Annotated in this window: 17 protein-coding genes and 1 pseudogene; 16 read left to right on the forward strand and 2 right to left on the reverse strand. The window is 42.3% G+C overall.

Annotated elements, in window-relative coordinates:
- Window positions 1-54: 54 nt before the first annotated feature.
- The 12 genes from CK1_RS04335 (at window position 55) to CK1_RS04385 (ending at window position 12,681) form a co-directional block, all read left to right on the forward strand.
- Window positions 55-714, forward strand: a complete 660-nt coding sequence (locus CK1_RS04335; protein ID WP_306288755.1) for a DUF58 domain-containing protein — start codon at window positions 55-57, stop codon at window positions 712-714.
- On the forward strand, window positions 627-2,951 hold the full coding sequence (locus CK1_RS04340) for a transglutaminase TgpA family protein (protein WP_015525072.1): 2,325 nt from the start codon (window positions 627-629) through the stop codon (window positions 2,949-2,951). The genes CK1_RS04335 and CK1_RS04340 overlap by 88 nt, the downstream gene beginning before the upstream one ends.
- Window positions 2,952-2,964: 13 nt before the next feature.
- Window positions 2,965-4,335, forward strand: a complete 1,371-nt coding sequence (locus CK1_RS04345) for a DUF4430 domain-containing protein (protein ID WP_015525073.1) — start codon at window positions 2,965-2,967, stop codon at window positions 4,333-4,335.
- The gene (locus tag CK1_RS04350; protein ID WP_306288756.1) at window positions 4,298-5,755 is read left to right on the forward strand and encodes a hypothetical protein; all 1,458 of its coding nucleotides are present in this window, start codon (window positions 4,298-4,300) and stop codon (window positions 5,753-5,755) included. Before CK1_RS04345 ends, CK1_RS04350 begins: the two co-directional genes overlap by 38 nt.
- Window positions 5,756-6,020: 265 nt before the next feature.
- The gene (locus CK1_RS04355; protein ID WP_015525075.1) at window positions 6,021-8,258 is read left to right on the forward strand and encodes a cadherin-like beta sandwich domain-containing protein; all 2,238 of its coding nucleotides are present in this window, start codon (window positions 6,021-6,023) and stop codon (window positions 8,256-8,258) included.
- Window positions 8,233-9,720: an Ig-like domain-containing protein gene (locus CK1_RS04360; protein WP_015525076.1), complete on the forward strand. Its 1,488-nt coding sequence runs from the start codon at window positions 8,233-8,235 to the stop codon at window positions 9,718-9,720. Before CK1_RS04355 ends, CK1_RS04360 begins: the two co-directional genes overlap by 26 nt.
- 17 nt (window positions 9,721-9,737) lie before the next feature.
- Window positions 9,738-9,848 carry an Ig-like domain-containing protein gene (locus tag CK1_RS17975; protein ID WP_353611216.1) on the forward strand — a complete coding sequence of 37 codons (111 nt, stop codon included), beginning with the start codon at window positions 9,738-9,740 and terminating at the stop codon, window positions 9,846-9,848.
- A 193-nt stretch (window positions 9,849-10,041) separates the two neighbouring features.
- Complete coding sequence (locus CK1_RS04365) at window positions 10,042-10,383, forward strand: hypothetical protein (protein ID WP_015525077.1); 342 nt, start codon at window positions 10,042-10,044, stop codon at window positions 10,381-10,383.
- Window positions 10,384-10,583: 200 nt separating this feature from the next.
- On the forward strand, window positions 10,584-10,928 hold the full coding sequence (locus CK1_RS04370; protein WP_306288757.1) for a phage exclusion protein Lit family protein: 345 nt from the start codon (window positions 10,584-10,586) through the stop codon (window positions 10,926-10,928).
- Between the two features lie 163 nt (window positions 10,929-11,091).
- Window positions 11,092-11,661, forward strand: a complete 570-nt coding sequence (locus tag CK1_RS04375) for a hypothetical protein (RefSeq protein ID WP_015525079.1) — start codon at window positions 11,092-11,094, stop codon at window positions 11,659-11,661.
- Window positions 11,662-11,689: 28 nt separating this feature from the next.
- Window positions 11,690-11,917 carry a toll/interleukin-1 receptor domain-containing protein gene (locus CK1_RS04380; RefSeq protein ID WP_015525080.1) on the forward strand — a complete coding sequence of 76 codons (228 nt, stop codon included), beginning with the start codon at window positions 11,690-11,692 and terminating at the stop codon, window positions 11,915-11,917.
- Complete coding sequence (locus CK1_RS04385; protein ID WP_015525081.1) at window positions 11,914-12,681, forward strand: hypothetical protein; 768 nt, start codon at window positions 11,914-11,916, stop codon at window positions 12,679-12,681. The genes CK1_RS04380 and CK1_RS04385 overlap by 4 nt, the downstream gene beginning before the upstream one ends.
- Before the next feature lie 102 nt (window positions 12,682-12,783).
- Here the strand turns inward: CK1_RS04385 and CK1_RS04390 are convergent, their stop codons facing one another.
- Complete coding sequence (locus CK1_RS04390; protein WP_306288758.1) at window positions 12,784-13,869, reverse strand: M56 family metallopeptidase; 1,086 nt, start codon at window positions 13,867-13,869, stop codon at window positions 12,784-12,786.
- 287 nt (window positions 13,870-14,156) lie between these two features.
- A complete protein-coding gene (locus CK1_RS04395) occupies window positions 14,157-14,552 on the reverse strand; it encodes a BlaI/MecI/CopY family transcriptional regulator (RefSeq protein ID WP_015525083.1) in 396 nt (131 codons plus the stop codon).
- 189 nt (window positions 14,553-14,741) lie between these two features.
- Here CK1_RS04395 and CK1_RS04400 point away from each other — a divergent pair, with 189 nt between their 5' ends.
- The 4 genes and pseudogenes from CK1_RS04400 to CK1_RS04415 all read left to right on the forward strand — a co-directional run bounded on the left by CK1_RS04400 (window position 14,742) and on the right by CK1_RS04415 (window position 17,157).
- The gene (locus CK1_RS04400) at window positions 14,742-15,029 is read left to right on the forward strand and encodes a hypothetical protein (RefSeq protein WP_015525084.1); all 288 of its coding nucleotides are present in this window, start codon (window positions 14,742-14,744) and stop codon (window positions 15,027-15,029) included.
- A 118-nt stretch (window positions 15,030-15,147) separates the two neighbouring features.
- Window positions 15,148-16,476: a DUF2298 domain-containing protein gene (locus CK1_RS04405; protein ID WP_306288759.1), complete on the forward strand. Its 1,329-nt coding sequence runs from the start codon at window positions 15,148-15,150 to the stop codon at window positions 16,474-16,476.
- A gap of 25 nt (window positions 16,477-16,501) precedes the next feature.
- A pseudogene (locus CK1_RS04410) lies at window positions 16,502-16,573 on the forward strand (hypothetical protein); the annotation flags it as partial.
- A 110-nt stretch (window positions 16,574-16,683) separates the two neighbouring features.
- A complete protein-coding gene (locus CK1_RS04415; RefSeq protein ID WP_015525086.1) occupies window positions 16,684-17,157 on the forward strand; it encodes a hypothetical protein in 474 nt (157 codons plus the stop codon).
- Window positions 17,158-17,455 lie beyond the last annotated feature (298 nt).

Below are 17,455 nucleotides of genomic sequence, written 5' to 3' on the forward strand. Positions count from 1 at the left end.
ATGCCGGAAAGACAAAAAGGTGAGCTTTCCCTTTTTACAAGGGAAGGATTCGACATGGAAAGTTTCCGCTATTCCGGAAGCCGCCCGGGGGATGATCCGGGAGAAACTTATGACATCCGGGAATATCGTTCCGGTGACAGTATCCGGCAGATCCACTGGAAGTTGTCCGGAAAACTGGATGACATTATGATCCGGGAAAAAAGCTTCCCGGTGGATGATACGGTACTGATTCTGGCAGAAGCATTTCAGGCAGACCGGGATCCGCAGCGTGCGGAAACGGTGGCAGAAGTCTTTTCAGCAGTCCTTCAGAGCTTTATGGAAAAGAAGATCTCCTGCCAGGCCGGAGTCTATGACCACAGCACTGGGAAGTTTCGGCTGGAGAAGATCCGTACAGAAGAGGACCGCGAAAACATCCTGTACCGCTTCCTGCGTTATGGAAGTGATGCAAAAACGCCGGTCACAGTACGGGAATATCTGAAAGACCCGGGAATACAGAATTTTGCAAACTATGTATATATAACCGGCGACCCGCAGGACAAAGAAGCAGAACTCCTGGCAGCAAAGGGAGAAGTGACTATCGTAGGATGCGGCACAGGCGGCAGAGACAGTGGAGGAGAACAGGTATTATGGAAATACGGATCACAGAATCCAAAAGACAGTCAAAAACAGCATATGGAAAACAACTGTCCGGTATCCTGCCGGAAACTGCACTGATCTGGCTTAGTGCAGGCGGAGGGCTCCTGCTTTTCATGAGTGTCCTTACTGAGCAGGAACGCATGGCACCGATTTTGGGAAGCGTGCTTCTTATGGCAGTGTTCTGTACTGCAACAGAAAGAATGGGAAAATATGGGCTTTATGGACGGCTGGGACTGGGAATGGTTTCCATCGCAGGGATCTTCCTGTTCCATGGACAGCTCTTAGACGGCATGGCATTATACTGGAATGATATGGCAGACATCCTGGGAAGCCGGGCAGGAATTTACCTCAAAAGGTTTGAGACTGCCGGGATACAGGGAGGGGATGCCGCCCGCATGGTATTCCTTATTTATCTTGGAATGGCAGCGGCAGTCTGCGGATTCCTTATCCTGAAATTGAAGTTTTATCTACTGGTGCTTGCCTGGGCTCTGGTACTTCCTGTCCTTTCGGGAATCCTTGGTATGGAACCGGATGCAGGCACAGGAGTTATTTTTTACATGGGGATCCTTTTGGAATTGAATCTTATCCTTTCCCGTTCTGGAAGGAAACGCCACCGGGCAGAGAGCAGCCGGGCATTTTTGACAGGAAGCATCCTGGCATGTGCGGTAATGCTGGCAGCCGGGATCCTTCTGGAACAGTTTATGCCGTCCGAAGACTATGGTTCCTCGACACTTGTCACAGAAGCTAAAAAAGAGGCCCTGGACGGGATCAGCAGCCTGCGGTACAGAAAAGGAAAGATCAATACCCTTCCGGATGGAAAGCTGAAAGAATGCGGTGCCTGGAGTGCCTCAGACGATACGGCACTTTCCGTTACCATGGAAAATCCGGATTCTCTCTACCTGAGAGGATTTGTGGGAAGCGTGTATGACGGTTCTTCCTGGGAAAGCCTGGATACGGAGGATGCCTATAAACAGAGGACGCTCTTTTACTGGCTCCATCAGGATGGATTTTATGGGGAGACCCAGCTAAGCCGTGCAAGGGCACTTGCAGATGATGATACCCTTTCTGACAAAGTATCCGAAGTGGATATAAAAAATGAAAAGGCAGACAGCCGTTATCTCTATACCCCTTATGAGATCACAGAACTGCCTGTCGGATACAGGAAAGAGACACCGTTTGCTGACAGTATGTTAAAAGCAAAAGGACTCTTTGGAGCAAGAAACTATCACTATCAGGCAAATGGAAACCTGGTAAAAGATTTTACGGTGCTGGGGGCAAGGGTCTATCAGGCACTTGCCAGGGATGAAGGGGATTCCTACCGTGATGATGAGAGTTATTACAACGCATTTGTGTACAGCCAGGATACGAAGCTGTCCGGTGCACTGGAAACCCTGTTCCGCAAAGAACTGGGGGACGGTGGAAACCGGGAACAGGGGCATACCGATTACTATACAGCGATCAGCAGGATCCGTTCCTATCTGGAAAAGAACCTGACTTACAGCACGGCAGCCGATCCCTATACCGGACAGGGGGATTTTGCAGAGGACTTCCTGACAAACACCAGGATCGGCCACAGTGTCCATTATGCCACGGCAGCGGCACTGATGTTCCGTTATTACGGGATCCCGTCCCGTTATGTGGAAGGATATCTGGTCACACCGGAAGATATCAAAGATAAAAACCCGGGGGATACGATAGAAGTCCCGGGAAAGAATGGACATGCCTGGACCGAGATCTATATGGACGGCCTTGGATGGGTACCGGTAGAAATGACACCGGAATACTACAATGTCATGGAGGAAGCAGACCTCACGGCAGGCCTGGAGGCAAAAGGAGCCAAAGCAGCTGCCATCCCGGAAGCACAGGACGAACCGCCTGCACAGGAGAACATCCAGACACACTGGAGCTTAAAACTGGCACTGTTCGGAATCGAAAAGCTTCTGATCCTCCTGCTTGCGGTATTTGACCTCTTCTGCCTGATATTTATCTTTACGGTCTGTGTGCTCCGCATCCACGCAAACAGAAGACGGAGAAAACTGTTTGAAAGTGAAGATGACCGCCAGGCGGTTCGCGCCATGGCCGGATATGCGCGGCTTCTTTATTATCATGGCCCTGAGCTTTATTCGGAAGATGCCATGAAGTGTTACCGGAAAACAAGCGTTATCGGGGAAAAGGCTGCGTTCAGTCCCCATGCTGTATCAAAAGAAGAACGAAAGGATACCGCTCTGTGCGTGCAGAAAATGAAAAAGGAACTGAAAAAAGCCAGAAGCTGGTATGGGAACTGGATCATGAAATACATAGAAAGGCTGTATTAAGGAGGGAATGGCCATGAAAAAGAGAAAAAAGAATAACCGGCTTTCCTTTCTGACAGCCCTTGTCTGTCTCCTGCTTTTTGCCGGAGTATTATTTCTGGGAATGAAAAACTATGAACCGGAGAAAAGTGAAAATCCGGTACAGGGGGTGAACAGTGAAAGCTCCTTAAAGGGCTATCTTGGAAAGGGATATGCTTATGCCGGAAGCCAGGAAGATGCTTCCACGGGTGAAGAATCCTCCTTTGAAGAACAGGCACAGCTCCTGGAAGATGAACCGGAGGAAGAACCGGAAAAGAAAAAAGAAGAGGCACAGGTGACCGTTACCCCGGAGCCGACATCAGAGCCGGAAGCTTCACAGACACCGGAACCGGACAGTCAGAAGGAAGATACCCAAAAAGGGGATACCGATCCGGAAGACGGTTCCACAGGAGAGGATAATGACAGCTCCAAAGACAATACCATCCATTATGACAAAAATGGTGACCAGGATGATGACAGCCAGAAAGAAACACCGGATCAGGACGATGACCGGAACCAGGACGGGGCGCAGGTACCGCTCAGTGCAACGCCGACGCCATCCCCGGAGCCGGAACCGACACAGGAACCGGAGGAAGACCATTATCCGACGATCGCCACAGACCTGACTGACGGGGAAACGGTAAATGCCGCGTACCGTACATTTTATGTACAGGCGGTAGACTGGTACGGGAACAGCTTATCCTCTACGGCACTGGAAGTATATGGAAATGGTGAAAGGCTTTCTTCAAAAGGGGAGCCTTCGCCGGGGATCCTGGCTTACCGCCTGGATCTCAATGAGGGCAGCAACACCGTGACCATCAAGGCAACGGATGATGAGGGGTGGAGTACCACACTTCCAACTTTTACCATCTATAAAGGGGATGAAAGCCAGGAAGAACCTGCCGGTTCCATTACTGTCAGCATTGAGGCCGGGACTGTCGGACTTGGGACGATCCTGCCGGCTACCTCGATCGACTTTTATCAGGGCGAGCAGCTTTCCTCTGTGGTCTTAAGGCTTCTGCAGAACAGCGGGTTTGACTGGAGAAATGATGGAAGTGCAACAGGAGGCTTTTACCTGAAGGCCATCGGACGTGGCGGCATCACTTCCGGAGCCTCGATCCCGGATGACCTGATGGCGCATCTGACAGAAGTAAACTGCCAGCTGTCCGGGCATGATGCCAACTGGCTGGGGGAATTTGATTTTACCATGAATTCCGGCTGGATGTATTTTGTAAACGGTGAATATATGAACATTGGAATGTCGGGCTATTTCCCGGCAGACGGTGACGAAGTAAGGCTTCGCTTTACCCTGTATTCCGGAGCAGATCTGGGTGTCGGGGATAACGGCGAAGTATGGGGGGACTGGTAATGAAAAAAACAATTTAAAGAGACCGATCATTAACAAATTTATTATCGGGACCCTTTCTGCAGGACTGCTGGCAGGAGGGGCTGCACCAGAAACAGATGCGATCTTTGTCAGGGAAGTTTATGCAGCAGACAGCGCAGAGGGTTCGGAAGGGGAAACGCCGGCAGAACCATCGGTACCGGCAGAACCGACCGCTGTACCGGAGCCGACTGCAGAACCGGAGCCGACCCAGATACCGGAACCAACCGCTGTACCGGAACCGACTGCTGCACCAGAGCCAACTGCCACTCCGGAACCAACTGCTGCGCCGGAACCAACCGCAGCTCCAGAGCCATCCGTTACACCGGAGCCTTCTATTACACCGGAACCTTCTGTTACACCGGAACCGACCGTCACTCCGGAAGTTAAAAGCAGCAATGCAGATCTGAAAGAATTATATATATCCAGTTCCGATACCTGGGGAAAAGGGATCTTAAAACTGGATCCTGTATTAAACAAGGACCGGGACAGATACAAGGCGGTTTATGACGGGGAACGCCAGAGCCTGAACATCTGGCTGGCAGCGGAAGAAGAACATGCCACGGTCAAGATTTATGCGCTGAGCGGAGTGAATCATTCTACCGTGGAAAAAGATGAGACCATCAAAGAAAGCAACGATGGAAAGGGGCATGTTTACTGGAAGATCCATTTCGGAGACCAGGAAAAGGAAGCTATGGTCCGGGTACAGGTAACCGCACAGGACGGCACCCGGAGGGATTATTACCTGACACTTGGGATCACAGACCAGACCCCGCCGGAATTGAAAAAAATCAGTGCCAGCAGGATATCCGTGGACCAGGCCTCAGTAGTATATAAGACCAGTGAAAGGGGACAATGCTATTACCGTGTCATAGAGGCCGGCGCGAAAGTACAGACCCCGGACACGTCAAAAGAGGGAAGAGAGGTACTGAAAGGAAGCGATACCCTGACCATTACAGGCCTGTCAGAAGGTGAAAAAGATGTGGTGATCGTGGTGAAAGACCTTGCAGGCAATGTCAGCAGTCCGCTGGTGATCCGGATCCCTGATGTCAGAAAGAAGAACAACGGGACAGCGGGAAATGGGGGCAGTGGAAATTCCGGTTCTATAGCCCAGAGACCCGGATATGGTGGAAATAAAAGTGAAGCCGGAGTCCCGGGTAAAGGCAATAATGGGGAAGGATCCCTCGCAAATCTGAAAACGGTTGGCGGAAAAGGCACGTCAGATGGAAAGAACGGATCGGACAGCACGGAAGAAAACAAGGAAAAGAAACTGACGGCTTATGCAGGCACAAAGAAAAAAAGTTCCGGTTCTGGTACATCAGGTGAAAAGAAAGGCAGTAAAAAAGCGGATGCCATAAAAGACAAAACAGAAGAAAAACAGAAGAGTCATCCACAGAGGAACTGACAGGAAGCAACGACAGAGAGACCGCATCCGGTATTGTGTCCGCTTCCTCCAAAAATGAAGAAAAAGCATCCCGGAACTGGTTGGCAGTAAGGTAACAGACACCTGGACGCATATGAAACTTTTTACAAAGATCTTATCCTTATTTGCACTGGCAGGAGTTTTGTATCTGCTCCTGTGGACAGGAGCGAGACGCAGTTTCAGAAAGATAAAAAGCAGGAATCCACTGCTTCAGCAGTAAAAGATCAAAAAGGGAGGTAAACATCAGATGAAAGGAAGACTAGGAAAATGGCTGGCAGTCCTTCTGTCGGTGAGCATGCTGGCAGGGACAGCTCCGGTCTATGGAGCCGACATATCCATGGAAAGTGATTTTTCTTCCGGGGCAGCAGAGACGGAAGCACAGCCGGATGTCCAGGAAGGAACCGAGATCACAGAAGAGCCGGGAGACAGTGACGTGGAGATTACAGAAGAACCGGAAACAGAGGAACCAGAATTCTCAGAAGGGGAATTTAACGGCGAGGATCAGGAGGAACTGGTCATGGACGGCTCTGACGATGAAGATTCTGCAGAACTTACCTTTGAGGATGCTCCAGCTGCCGGGGAGAACAGCACGAAAGAATATCTCAAGGATCTCAGTGTGTATTCCGGCTATGGCGTTAAAGATCCTCTGGAGATCAGCCGCAGGGAAGACCTGGATGAAACCTATGGCGGGAAAACTTATACCGTTGAGATCGGATCCAGTTATAATTCTACCGGATTTTATGTAACGGCAGATCTTGGGGCCGATGCACCGGAGGGATCAACGATCCGGTTATCTGCCTGCGATCTTGATGGAAAGACGGTTGAGAGTGAGATCATTGCAACCGGATATACCGATGGGAAACGTTATAATTTTTCAAATGTTTTTACAAAGGATAATGGAAAAAGGGCTGTTTACACAGTAACAGCCGGTACAGCTACAGACAGCCAGACTTATAAGATCGTAGTGCTCCGGAGGCTGGACCTTTCCATGATCGGCTGTTACCTTCCCTCGGACACGGACATGGCCAAAAACCTGATCTCAGAGTTTGACAGTGCCGGTATCACCAGGGATTATGATGTGACAGTGGGTGAGAATACAAAATCTGTAAAAGTTTCTGCAAAAGCCTTTAATGACAAGTGGTATGGCCTTACCGTAAACGGACAGGCAGTATCCGGCAGCAATGCCATTGAGATCCCTCTTGACGGTTCTGAGACCAAGATCACATTCCAGATGAAAGAAGACGGGACTTATCAGGATCCGGCTTATCAGGATATCACTTATACTTCCACAGGAACCTATACGATCACCGTACATAAAAAAGCAAAGTCCTCGATCACGTTTGTAACAGATCCATCGGATGCAGTGGTCAGTGTATATGATTCCAAAGGGGAGCGCGTGGAACCTTCCAAAGATGCGGATGTGTATGATTCCCTTTATTATGGGGATGAGTACACCTGGAATGTGTCACGACATGGATATATCTCCAGAAGAAAGAAGTTTACGGTAGGTGAGGAAACAGAGATCCAGGTAAAACTGGAACAGCAGACGGCAACGCAGCCAGAGATCACGGATAATGACTGGAGCAGTTACCGGAACAGTGAAACAAACAACGGGATCACCAATACCTCCACGCCGACCAGCAAGGATACAACGGTACAGAAATGGTCCCTGCATCTGGATGCAAAGGGATGGGATGCAGCACTTACCCCTCCACTGATCCTGGGCGGCTATCTTTACGTGGCATCCGGACAGTTCATCTATAAAATAGATAAAAATACCGGGGATATCGTGCAGACCAGTGAACAGATGCACGGAAATATGCAGTATGCAATGATCCCGCTTGCTTATGCGGAAGGAATGCTTTTTGCACAGATCGGCGGCGGCCAGATCCAGGCACTGAGTGCTACTTCTTTAAAATCCCTCTGGATCAGTGAGAGCCTGGGCGGCCAGACACTTTCCCCGATCACCTATAAAGATGGATATATTTATACCGGAACCTGGACTTCGGATACAACCCCTGGTTCTTACTTCTGCCTTTCTGTTACAGATGAAGATCCGTCAAAAGGCGATGAGATAAAATACTGTACCTGGAAATATAACCACAAAGGCGGTTTTTACTGGACAGGTGCTTATGCGTCCGAAAATTATCTGGTGTTTGGTTCTGATGACGGGGCCGGTGATGCCTATACATCTATCCTGTATTCGGTTAATACGCACACCGGACAGCTGATCGACAAGCGCACGGATATGATCGGCGATATCCGCTCCACCATCGTTTATAACAATGGATATGTTTATTTTACTACCAAAGGCGGCTATCTCTACCGGGTTGCCATGAATGCAGACGGTACTTTTGGCGCAGTGGCAAGCTATAACCTGGGCGGTGCGGCAACATCTACACCGGTCGTCTATAAAGGAAGGATCTATGTAGGTGTCTGCGGAAACGGCGGACAGTACAATGCGGATGGGGGACACCATTTTTGATGTCCTGACAGAATCCGCTTCCGGTCTTTCCCTTGCATATAAAGTCTCTATCCCGGGATATCCGCAGGCAGCACCGCTTCTTTCGACCGCTTATGAAAACCAGGACTTTAATGGAGATGGCAAAGCGGATGGACGTGTCTATCTGTATTTTACCTACAATGCAAAACCTGGCGGTATCTATATGCTGACAGATGAGCCGGGCCAGACTTCCGGAAAACCGGAAGAACTCTTCCGTCCGGTACTTGCACAGCAGGAGTACTGCATCAGCCCGATCTGCGTGGACAGGGATGGGACACTTTATTATAAGAATGACTCCTGTTATCTGATGGCACTGGAAACAAATGGAGCTTACCTTGACAGTGTATCAGCAGAAGCAGATACTGGCCGGGTCAGCTGGGAAAAAGCATTCCAGCGTTCGCAAAAAGAGCATACCTTAAGGGTTGCCGAAAATGCTACAAAAGTGACCCTGACATTTAAAGCACCTGCCGGATGTACCCTGACCGTCAACGGAAAAGCTTCCAATGGAACCTATGTGGCAGATGTAAGATCCGGACAGGCAGATGTTACGGTTAAAACAACACTGAACGGAAAGAGCAGGGATTATATCTTCCACCTTACCAGTGGGCTTGGAAACTCTTCCCTGGCAAACCTGGTGGTAAGTACCAGCAATACTTTTACAGACACTTCGAAATATCTTACATTATCACCGGTATTTGACAGCACTAAAACCAGCTATACTGTTTCGTACCTTGCAGACAAAGAGGAAAATAAAGAGAAGTTCCTCCGCCTTTATGTGGAACCTTCAGATGGGGATGCCACGGTAACGGTACAGAAAGTAAAAGGTGTTGAGAAAGTATCCATGCCGGTTGTGGCAAACGGAAAAACGAAACGTGTAAATGTATACTGGGAAACCGATGCAAGCGAAGCACAGGTGAAGATCACGGTAACAGCTGCCGGAAGCGGAAAAACAGACTATCTTCTTACCATACAGCGAAAAGAAATCGTTCCGACACCAACACCTACAGAAGTTCCGGAGGTATTCGGACCATGGAAAACGATCTCTGTTGCCACAGTATTTTCACCGGCTGTACAGATGCGTACCAGCAACAAGGGCCGCAAGGAAAAGAGGACTGTCGGCAAAAAACTGACACCTACGATCAAAGTAACGGCTACCAGCATTAAGCTGAAAGTAAAACAGTCTACTTCAAAAATAAAGGTTTCCGGACTTGCAAAAGGTGATTCCGTTAAAAGCTGGACTTCCAGCAATAAGAAAATCGTTTCTGTAAACAGCAAGGGAACGATGAAAGGCTTGAAAGCCGGAAAAGCCAAAGTGACCATTACACTGGCTAGCGGCAAGAAACAGGTCATTTCCATTACTGTGCAGAAAACAACGGTAAGGACAACGAAAATCACCGGACTGAAATCCAGGGTGACCGTTGCAAGGAATAAAAACTTACGCTGAAACCGGTCATCAGCCCGATCACTTCCCAGGAGAAGGTTACCTACAGTTCTTCAAATAAGAAAATCGTGACGGTAAATTCCAAGGGTGTGATCACCGGAAAGAAAAGGGAACAGCCTATATCACAGTGAAATCTGGAAAGATCCGTAAAAAAGTAAAAGTAGTTGTTAAATAAAAATGATTTAAGCAGGAGCTGCCTTTCATGAATACATGGAGTGGCAGCTCTTATTTTTTTGAAATTATATAATATTTATATTAAAATGTAGTGACAATAATAAAAATATGGTAAAATATAGGAAAAACAAATAGTGGGAGATGATAAATATGGCAAAAAAATCACCTGAAGATCAGAATGAAATCCCCTTTTTAGAAAAGTTTATGGTGTCACAAACGTATGATATATTTCGCTTCGGAGGTGAAGAAATAAAAAATGATGAAGTTGGCATACAAAGAATGCTGCAAAATTTCTCAGGACTTTTAACAGAAGAACAAATTCGGGAGAATATGAAAAAATATAATCTCCCTAAAATGTTTGAATTAGTAAAAGAGTATTTTAAAAAAGAATATGATTTTGAAGGAAATGCAATTCAGTTAAATAATCGTTATCAGAAGACAATCAATAGCTATATTTATAACGATCAAAAAATCCAACTTTTATTCATATAGATGAATTATTTGAATCAACAGTGATTTCTTTTTTCGTAGCAATGTTCAAGTGGTCCAAAGAATTTGATAACTTGGATATTTACGGAGACTGTTTTAGATACACACTTTTTTTGATGAATGATGTATGTATTTTTGGCGAGATGCAGGCACTTGATGCAAATAATGCTTTGCTGCATTTACTAAATGGAGATATGCAGATTATGAAACTTGCAGAAGACTGTTATTGGACGATTGTAGTTTTCAGCATGGCTCACGAAATTGCACATGCTTATCTCGCGCATATTGGCAAAAAATACTCCGAAAGACATCTGGAGAAGGAAGAATACGATGCAGATGCAATAGCCTATGATATTGTCCTTAAAATTATCATGAAGGAGAGTAATGAGGAGCCGATTCTGGAAAAATATACTTATTTGGCACCTGCAATGTATATGGATTTTTTGACTTGTATTATTATACAGACCGTGTATTGTATAAGACAATGCTTTCAGACTCAGAGCATCCAAACCCAGTTAAGCGAAAAGGAAAGTTATTTGCCATTGTAGATAGAGATGAATATGATTTTGATACGATAGATGGAAATCATCTATATGGTGGATTCCTTGACGTCTATGATGAATATAGGGATCAGGTTTTTCTAAAAAAGAAAAGGGAAATTGGATAAAATTATTCATACAGAGCGAAGAAACAGAATGAGGAGATGAGTAAATGACCCAACATGAAGCAGAAGAGTATAATCATTTATTAATCCATGAAGTGATAAAAGAAGCAGAAACACTTGGGATTGAAGGGAAAGCTGGAGGTGAATTTATTGATAGAAATATTCTGGTAATTCCTGATGATCCCAGAAAGGGAATGATTTTTCTGGGAGAAGAATCCGCATCGTACAAATTAGGAAATGTGCGTCTGAATATCAAAAGTGCAATTATAGCAGCATTAGAACTGGTTGCATCAGTCAATTTACCAGAGAGCTTTTTTAATTACCTGCAATTATTAATCGTCACAGCTCTGTTTATTCAAAAAGCTACAAAGCAGGAAATCAAACAGGAAGATGCTTATGTATTATATTTTTTACACCAACGGAACTGTTACGAACAGGGAATTTGTGAATCAGAGGTTCAACAGGAATATCTGCATTGGTGCGAGAGGACTCTGGATAAATATCCGGATAATTTAGAATGGGATAAAACCATTGAAAGGTTACGTGAAGAAAAAATTATAGATATTGAAAATGAAAAAATCTATTTGAAAGAGCTGGTATTAGGACATATCAAGTAACTTTATTTGAAAGAAAGGAAATTAAGATATGCGTATTTTTATTAGTCATTCAATAAAAAACGAGGAAATTGTTTTAGAATTCGCAGAATTTTTAGAATCAATTAATAGTGAAATTGAAGTGTTTTGCTCTTCTGAAAAGGGAAGCATTGGAACTGGAAAAAACTTTGTAAAAACAATATTTGACGAATTAGATGCCTGCGACCTTTTTATTCCAGTCTTGAGCAGAGAGTATTACGAGAGCAAAATTTTTGCATGATTGAATTGGGGGTTGCATATTCTTATTTGATAAAAAAGTATGAAAGCAAAGGGGAAGATTACATTTTTCCATATGCGTTGTATCCGGTAACCAAAAGTCAGGCATTGGCAGGAACACCAATGATGAATATTCAGGTAGGAGAAATTAATGACAAAGAGGATATCAGATCACTTCTTGAATATATAGACCTGGAACGAAAAATTCATGTTGGTGCGGGAGCAAATCGAAAATTACACGCTCTTATAACAGAGATAGATCAAATTTTATTAAAAAATCAAAATATTATCGAAATGGCAAATATTGGAACATATTTTGATGATAAGATTGATTTTCGATGTAAAGAAGATATTGTCAAATATAGTATTAAGGATAATGCAATTGTAGTTAATTATAATATGAATCCATATGAAAAGGAAAATGTAAAATATCCTAACTTTATTAGCATGGTATTAGGTTTCCCAGATAAAATAGATTTAGGCAGATATCTGGATTTCAACGATGAGGCTGAATTCAATTTTTTACTGACAAGTTTTACAAATTCATTAACTAGAATTTTTGTAGAATTCAAGCATTCTGATGGAATCAGACCTTTGGGAACTATGGAATTTCAAATAAATTATGGAGAAAACAAAATACATATACCTTTAAAGAAAATGCGATCCAAGGCATTAGGACAAATAGCAGAAATTTGTTTTGTAATTCATCCGGCAGATGTGTTAGAAAAAGAGGGAATGTTCCAAATTAGTGAAATCACAATAAGCTAGCATTGTATCGAGTATTTTATAGTAAATAATTTTAATAATCAACAAGCCTCAAAATCGTAATAGACTGTTATCAGCTATCCGGATTTTGAGGCTTGTTATATGTCAATTATGTGGACACTTGGGATAATGCGTAGAACTTAGCAATGCCTTATTCTGAATTGCACTGCATTTTGTGCAGACCCTTACACTGTAACTTTCTACAGTGCAGCCTTTTCCCTTGGGAATGTGGCTCTTAAAAGTGCCATTTTTAAAAGAATGTTTGCATTTGGAAAATGGTTTAACGGTTGTATCTGGTAGTGGAAGTATAGTCCCATCATCTAAAAGTATATATTGCTTGCAGTTTGAAAAAAACTTTTCATCATCTGGAAAAGCTAATGGATTTTCCGTGGCTATAGAAGAATCTATTTCTAATTCTATCCATGTTGAATTTTTTATACTATCCTGGATTTGTGATGAACTGTCTCTCCAATCAATAGTTTCTGGAGAATAGGCAAATACTGGAATAGAACTAAAAATACATAGAACTATAGTTGCTATAATTACATGTGAGGTTTTATTGAATGTTGTGGAAGCTATTTTTTTGATACGTTTGGTTAAGAAAGTTTTATTATTTTGAGAAAGATAAAGTGCAGGTGCGGTTAAATATTTCGCTTTAGAAGAAATTGAAATTAAGATATGTCCATACTTTATGCGTTCTTCAGGTGTGAATTTGGTAATTAGTTTTTCATCACAATTCATTTCTTGAATCTCCTTTAAGTCCTTTAAAAGTAAATATGATATTGGATTGAAACAGTGTAACAAGACTACCAATAATGAGAATGCTCGAAATATAAAATCTTTAGATTTTATATGCTGTAATTCGTGTCGTAAAATCATATCTTTAGATTCATCTGTAACAAGTGAAGTAAGTACAATATTAGGGGATTTTATTCCATATGTAAAAGGTGAAATTTCCATATTGCAATAGTACAAAGTTACAGTCTTTTTTATATTCAAATCTGCTTTTATAGAATGTAATTCTTTATCATAGTTGTTGAGTGGTAATAAGCATTGTCTGATCTTATGTTTAAAACTATAAAAGCGGTAAATCTGAGAAATTATGATTAATAATATAAGACTTAGCCATAATCCTGTTAAAACTTTTTGATAAGTAAATAGGGTAGGAAAGATAAATCCTGTATGGGTCACATATAAAAAATGATTACTGTCAAAAAAATAACTCCCCTTTGTTTTGATAAGATCCGAATTATGGTGAAAAAACCATGTTTGTATCAGATGTTTAACCAGTGGTAAGGGAAACAAAAAATAAAAATATTCAATTTCAACATCGTATATCGAAATGAAGCTGTAAATGATTCATGTGTGAGAAAGTTAAGCAGCAAATAGATAAGAAAAAAAATGCTACCTGATGTACTCATACATAAAAGTAAATAGATTAACATTTTCAATGGAAGCATACCTCCCGTAGAACTTCATTAAGTATTATCATCAGATATATTAGAATGCAGAATATCTATTAGTTCATTCACATCGTTTTGAGATAACTGGGTGCCCTGCGTAAAAGAAACCAGGAAATTTTTTAGAGATCCACCAAAAGAGTCATCTACAAACTGGTGAGCATATTTTTGAGCAAGTTCCGCTTCACTGAGTTGTGCAGAATATAATTTACGATAACGTTTATTATTGGTTTTCAAGATCCCTTTTAAAACTAGACGATTAAGGTAAGTCTGAGCAGTACCCACAGCCCAATTAAGTTGAAGTTCTTCATTACAATATTTCAAAATTTCATTAAAAGGAAGCGGATCTGGGCTTTTCCAAAAAAGTTGCATGATTTGGTATTCGGTATCCGAAAGATTATAATGCTCCTGCATAATGCCATCTCCTTACATTATTTTTAATTTTTATTATTGTACAATATAATAATTACTGTAGTCAAGACAAAAAATTAAACAATGTCAATATTTACAAGAATGTAGAGAAAAAAGCATTGACAAAAACGTATAATTGTCATACTCTAAAAGCACGACAACATTGTAGAGAATAAAAAGGAGGGACTTATCATGAAAAAAGTATTATATGCCATGATGATTTTAATGTGTTGTACGTGTTTATCCGTTGGAGGAAATACAACTAATGTATATGCAGCTAGTTGTACGGCAAAAAAACATACAGGATTTCATTGGGTCGTAACTAAAAAAGCAACTTGTACAGCGTCGGGAGAAAAGTGCAATGTGTGTGCTTGCGGAAAGGTTAGAAATGCACCAACACCTACAGCACCATTAGGCCATAATTGGGTAAAAAAGAAAGGATATTACCAATGTAGTAGATGTGCGGCTAAAAAGAAATAGGTTCAAATTTGGATATTTTTATGAAAAATAGAAAATTTCAGTATGGGATTAAGATAGTATTCGCCATTTTACTACTGCTTTTTTCATATTGGCTGTTAGATTCGGATTTTTTACTTTTATGACTTGGTGGGAACTGCTCTGGCTATTAGGAGTGGTGTTTTTGCCAATAACTTCTAGGATTTTCAGTAAATTTGATGATAAAGGCTGGATGTATTCAAAAGTTTTGGCAGTAGCTTTATGTGGTTATATACAGTGGGGGCTGACATCCTTAAAGGTTATATCGTTTACAACACAAAGTTGTATCGTAGTTACTGGTTTGAGTTGTTCAATTATTTTCTTGTACATAGCTAAAAGTAAGAAAGAAATTTCTATGATTTTTCCTTGGAAGCATATAACACTTATTTATCAGGAGGAAATCTTGTTTTTTGCAGTATTTCTTTTCTGGACATATCTTGCAGGTTTTCACCCAGCCGCGCATGGAACTGAAAAGTATATGGATTTTGGTTTTATGAAGTCCATGATGAGAAGCACGACTTTGCCTGCCCAGGATATGTGGTATGCCGGAAAGACATTTAATTATTATTATGGCGGTCAGTACCTTGCTGTATTTCTTACAAAGCTGACAGGGACCAGAGTAGAGATCACTTATAACCTGATGCGTACAATGATAGCAGCATTTGCTTTTATACTTCCGTTTTCTCTCATCCGGCAGATGCTGAAAGACAGACTGAAAATAAAAAGGCACAGGGAATGGATTGCAGAAGCAGGAGGCATTCTGGCAGGGATGGCGGTGTCCATAAGCGGAAATCTCCACTATATTATTTATGGAGTGATTTTTCAACTGCTGAAAATAAGGGAAGATTACTGGTTTCCAAGTTCTACCCGCTATATAGGCTTTGATCCTGTTGTAGAAGGGGATGAAACGATTCATGAATTTCCTTCCTATTCTTTTGTGCTCGGAGATCTTCATGCACATGTGATCAATGTATTTATGGTGCTGACTGTGCTGGGAATCCTCTATGCTTGGATGAAAAATAATAAAGGAAAAAGCTGGAAAAAGAAGGAGATAGGCGTTTTGGGCCTGCTGTTGGGAATGTTTTTGTTTTCCAATACCTGGGATTTCATGATCTATTATGTGGTGATTTGCGGAACGCTGTTCTTTGGAAATCTAAAAAGATATAGTTCTGCTTCGGTTACAGCAGCAGTAAAATGGAGCCTTGTACAATGGAGTGAGTTGCTGTTGATTGCTGTAGTGGTATCTTTTCCGTTTCATCTGACCTTCCAGAATGTGATGGTGCAGGGAATCGGAACTGTAAAGATACATACAGCTTTTTACCAGTTTTGCGTATTATGGGCTTTCCCATTGCTGGTGTGTGTGCCATTTGTCGTGGGTGTTTTGATGAAAATAAAAATATTTCAGGATAAAAAGTTGCAGAACTTTTTTTAATATACAGTATTCAGATTTATATAGTGTGGTTCTTGTACTTTGTGCCACAGGTCTGATTTTTATTCCTGAAGTTGTTTACGTCAGAGATATCTATGAAAAAACAGCACCCAGAGCAAATACCATGTTTAAATTGACGTATCAGGCGTACATTTTATTTGCCCTTATGATGTCATATATATTGGTTTATTTTGTGACAGGCAGAATAAGATGCTTAAAGGAAAATTCATTGAGTGGAGAGAGACGAAGGATGAAAAAACTATTTTCGTACAGATCCTGGCTGGATTTTCTGCGATTTTGCTTCTTATATCAACCTGCGGATATCTGTGCAATGCGATTGACCATTGGTTTGATGGATTTCCAAGAAAAAGTGCTTATCAGACACTGAATGCAACAGGATACCTGGAAAATTCGATTCCGGATGATGCGGCGGCAATTCGATGGCTCAACAAAAATGTCAAAGGGCAGCCGATAGTTCTGGAAGCATGCGGTGACAGCTACAAAGACTATGACAATCGTGTTTCAGCAATGACGGGACTTCCGACTGTTCTCGGATGGTATGTACACGAATGGTTATGGAGAAATAATCTGGAAGAAGAGAACCAGCGAAAAGCAGATGTAGAGACGATATATACTTCAACTGATAAGAATGAAATACAGGAATTAATAAAAAATATCATATAGGATATTTATTCATTGGAACATGTGAATATGAAAAATATGGGAAAATAAATACGGATCTATTAGATTCGTTAGGACAAATTGTTTTTATAAAAGAAAAACACGGATTATAAAGGTGTAAAAATTTTATATGGTATACAAAATATAGCAAAAGTGCGATTGACGCCAACAATATCTTGTGTTAATATGATTGTGAGATTTGTATTTGTATCTGTAGACACAGATAAGAAACGCTGGTTCCGGATCTGACCGGGAGTAAAACATTAAGGAGCCAAAAGCCTCCTGCCTTTGTAATAAATAA

It is taken from the genome of Ruminococcus sp. SR1/5 (assembly GCF_000209835.1).
GTDB classification, from domain to species: Bacteria; Bacillota; Clostridia; order Lachnospirales; family Lachnospiraceae; genus Blautia_A; species Blautia_A fusiformis.

Excerpts from the sequence above, each read along its gene's own strand:
- CK1_RS04355 (WP_015525075.1), top strand. The coding sequence starts at position 6,021 with ATGAAAGGAAGACTAGGAAAATGGCTGGCAGTCCTTCTGTCGGTGAGC.
- CK1_RS04415 (WP_015525086.1), top strand. The coding sequence starts at position 16,684 with ATGCTTAAAGGAAAATTCATTGAGTGGAGAGAGACGAAGGATGAAAAA.
- CK1_RS04370 (WP_306288757.1), top strand. The coding sequence starts at position 10,584 with ATGAAACTTGCAGAAGACTGTTATTGGACGATTGTAGTTTTCAGCATG.
- CK1_RS04375 (WP_015525079.1), top strand. The coding sequence starts at position 11,092 with ATGACCCAACATGAAGCAGAAGAGTATAATCATTTATTAATCCATGAA.
- CK1_RS04385 (WP_015525081.1), top strand. The coding sequence starts at position 11,914 with ATGATTGAATTGGGGGTTGCATATTCTTATTTGATAAAAAAGTATGAA.
- CK1_RS04380 (WP_015525080.1), top strand. The coding sequence starts at position 11,690 with ATGCGTATTTTTATTAGTCATTCAATAAAAAACGAGGAAATTGTTTTA.
- CK1_RS04345 (WP_015525073.1), top strand. The coding sequence starts at position 2,965 with ATGAAAAAGAGAAAAAAGAATAACCGGCTTTCCTTTCTGACAGCCCTT.
- CK1_RS04405 (WP_306288759.1), top strand. The coding sequence starts at position 15,148 with ATGACTTGGTGGGAACTGCTCTGGCTATTAGGAGTGGTGTTTTTGCCA.
- CK1_RS04335 (WP_306288755.1), top strand. The coding sequence starts at position 55 with ATGGAAAGTTTCCGCTATTCCGGAAGCCGCCCGGGGGATGATCCGGGA.
- CK1_RS04340 (WP_015525072.1), top strand. The coding sequence starts at position 627 with ATGGAAATACGGATCACAGAATCCAAAAGACAGTCAAAAACAGCATAT.
- CK1_RS04395 (WP_015525083.1), bottom strand. The coding sequence starts at position 14,552 with ATGCAGGAGCATTATAATCTTTCGGATACCGAATACCAAATCATGCAA.
- CK1_RS04400 (WP_015525084.1), top strand. The coding sequence starts at position 14,742 with ATGAAAAAAGTATTATATGCCATGATGATTTTAATGTGTTGTACGTGT.
- CK1_RS04360 (WP_015525076.1), top strand. The coding sequence starts at position 8,233 with ATGCGGATGGGGGACACCATTTTTGATGTCCTGACAGAATCCGCTTCC.
- CK1_RS04365 (WP_015525077.1), top strand. The coding sequence starts at position 10,042 with ATGGCAAAAAAATCACCTGAAGATCAGAATGAAATCCCCTTTTTAGAA.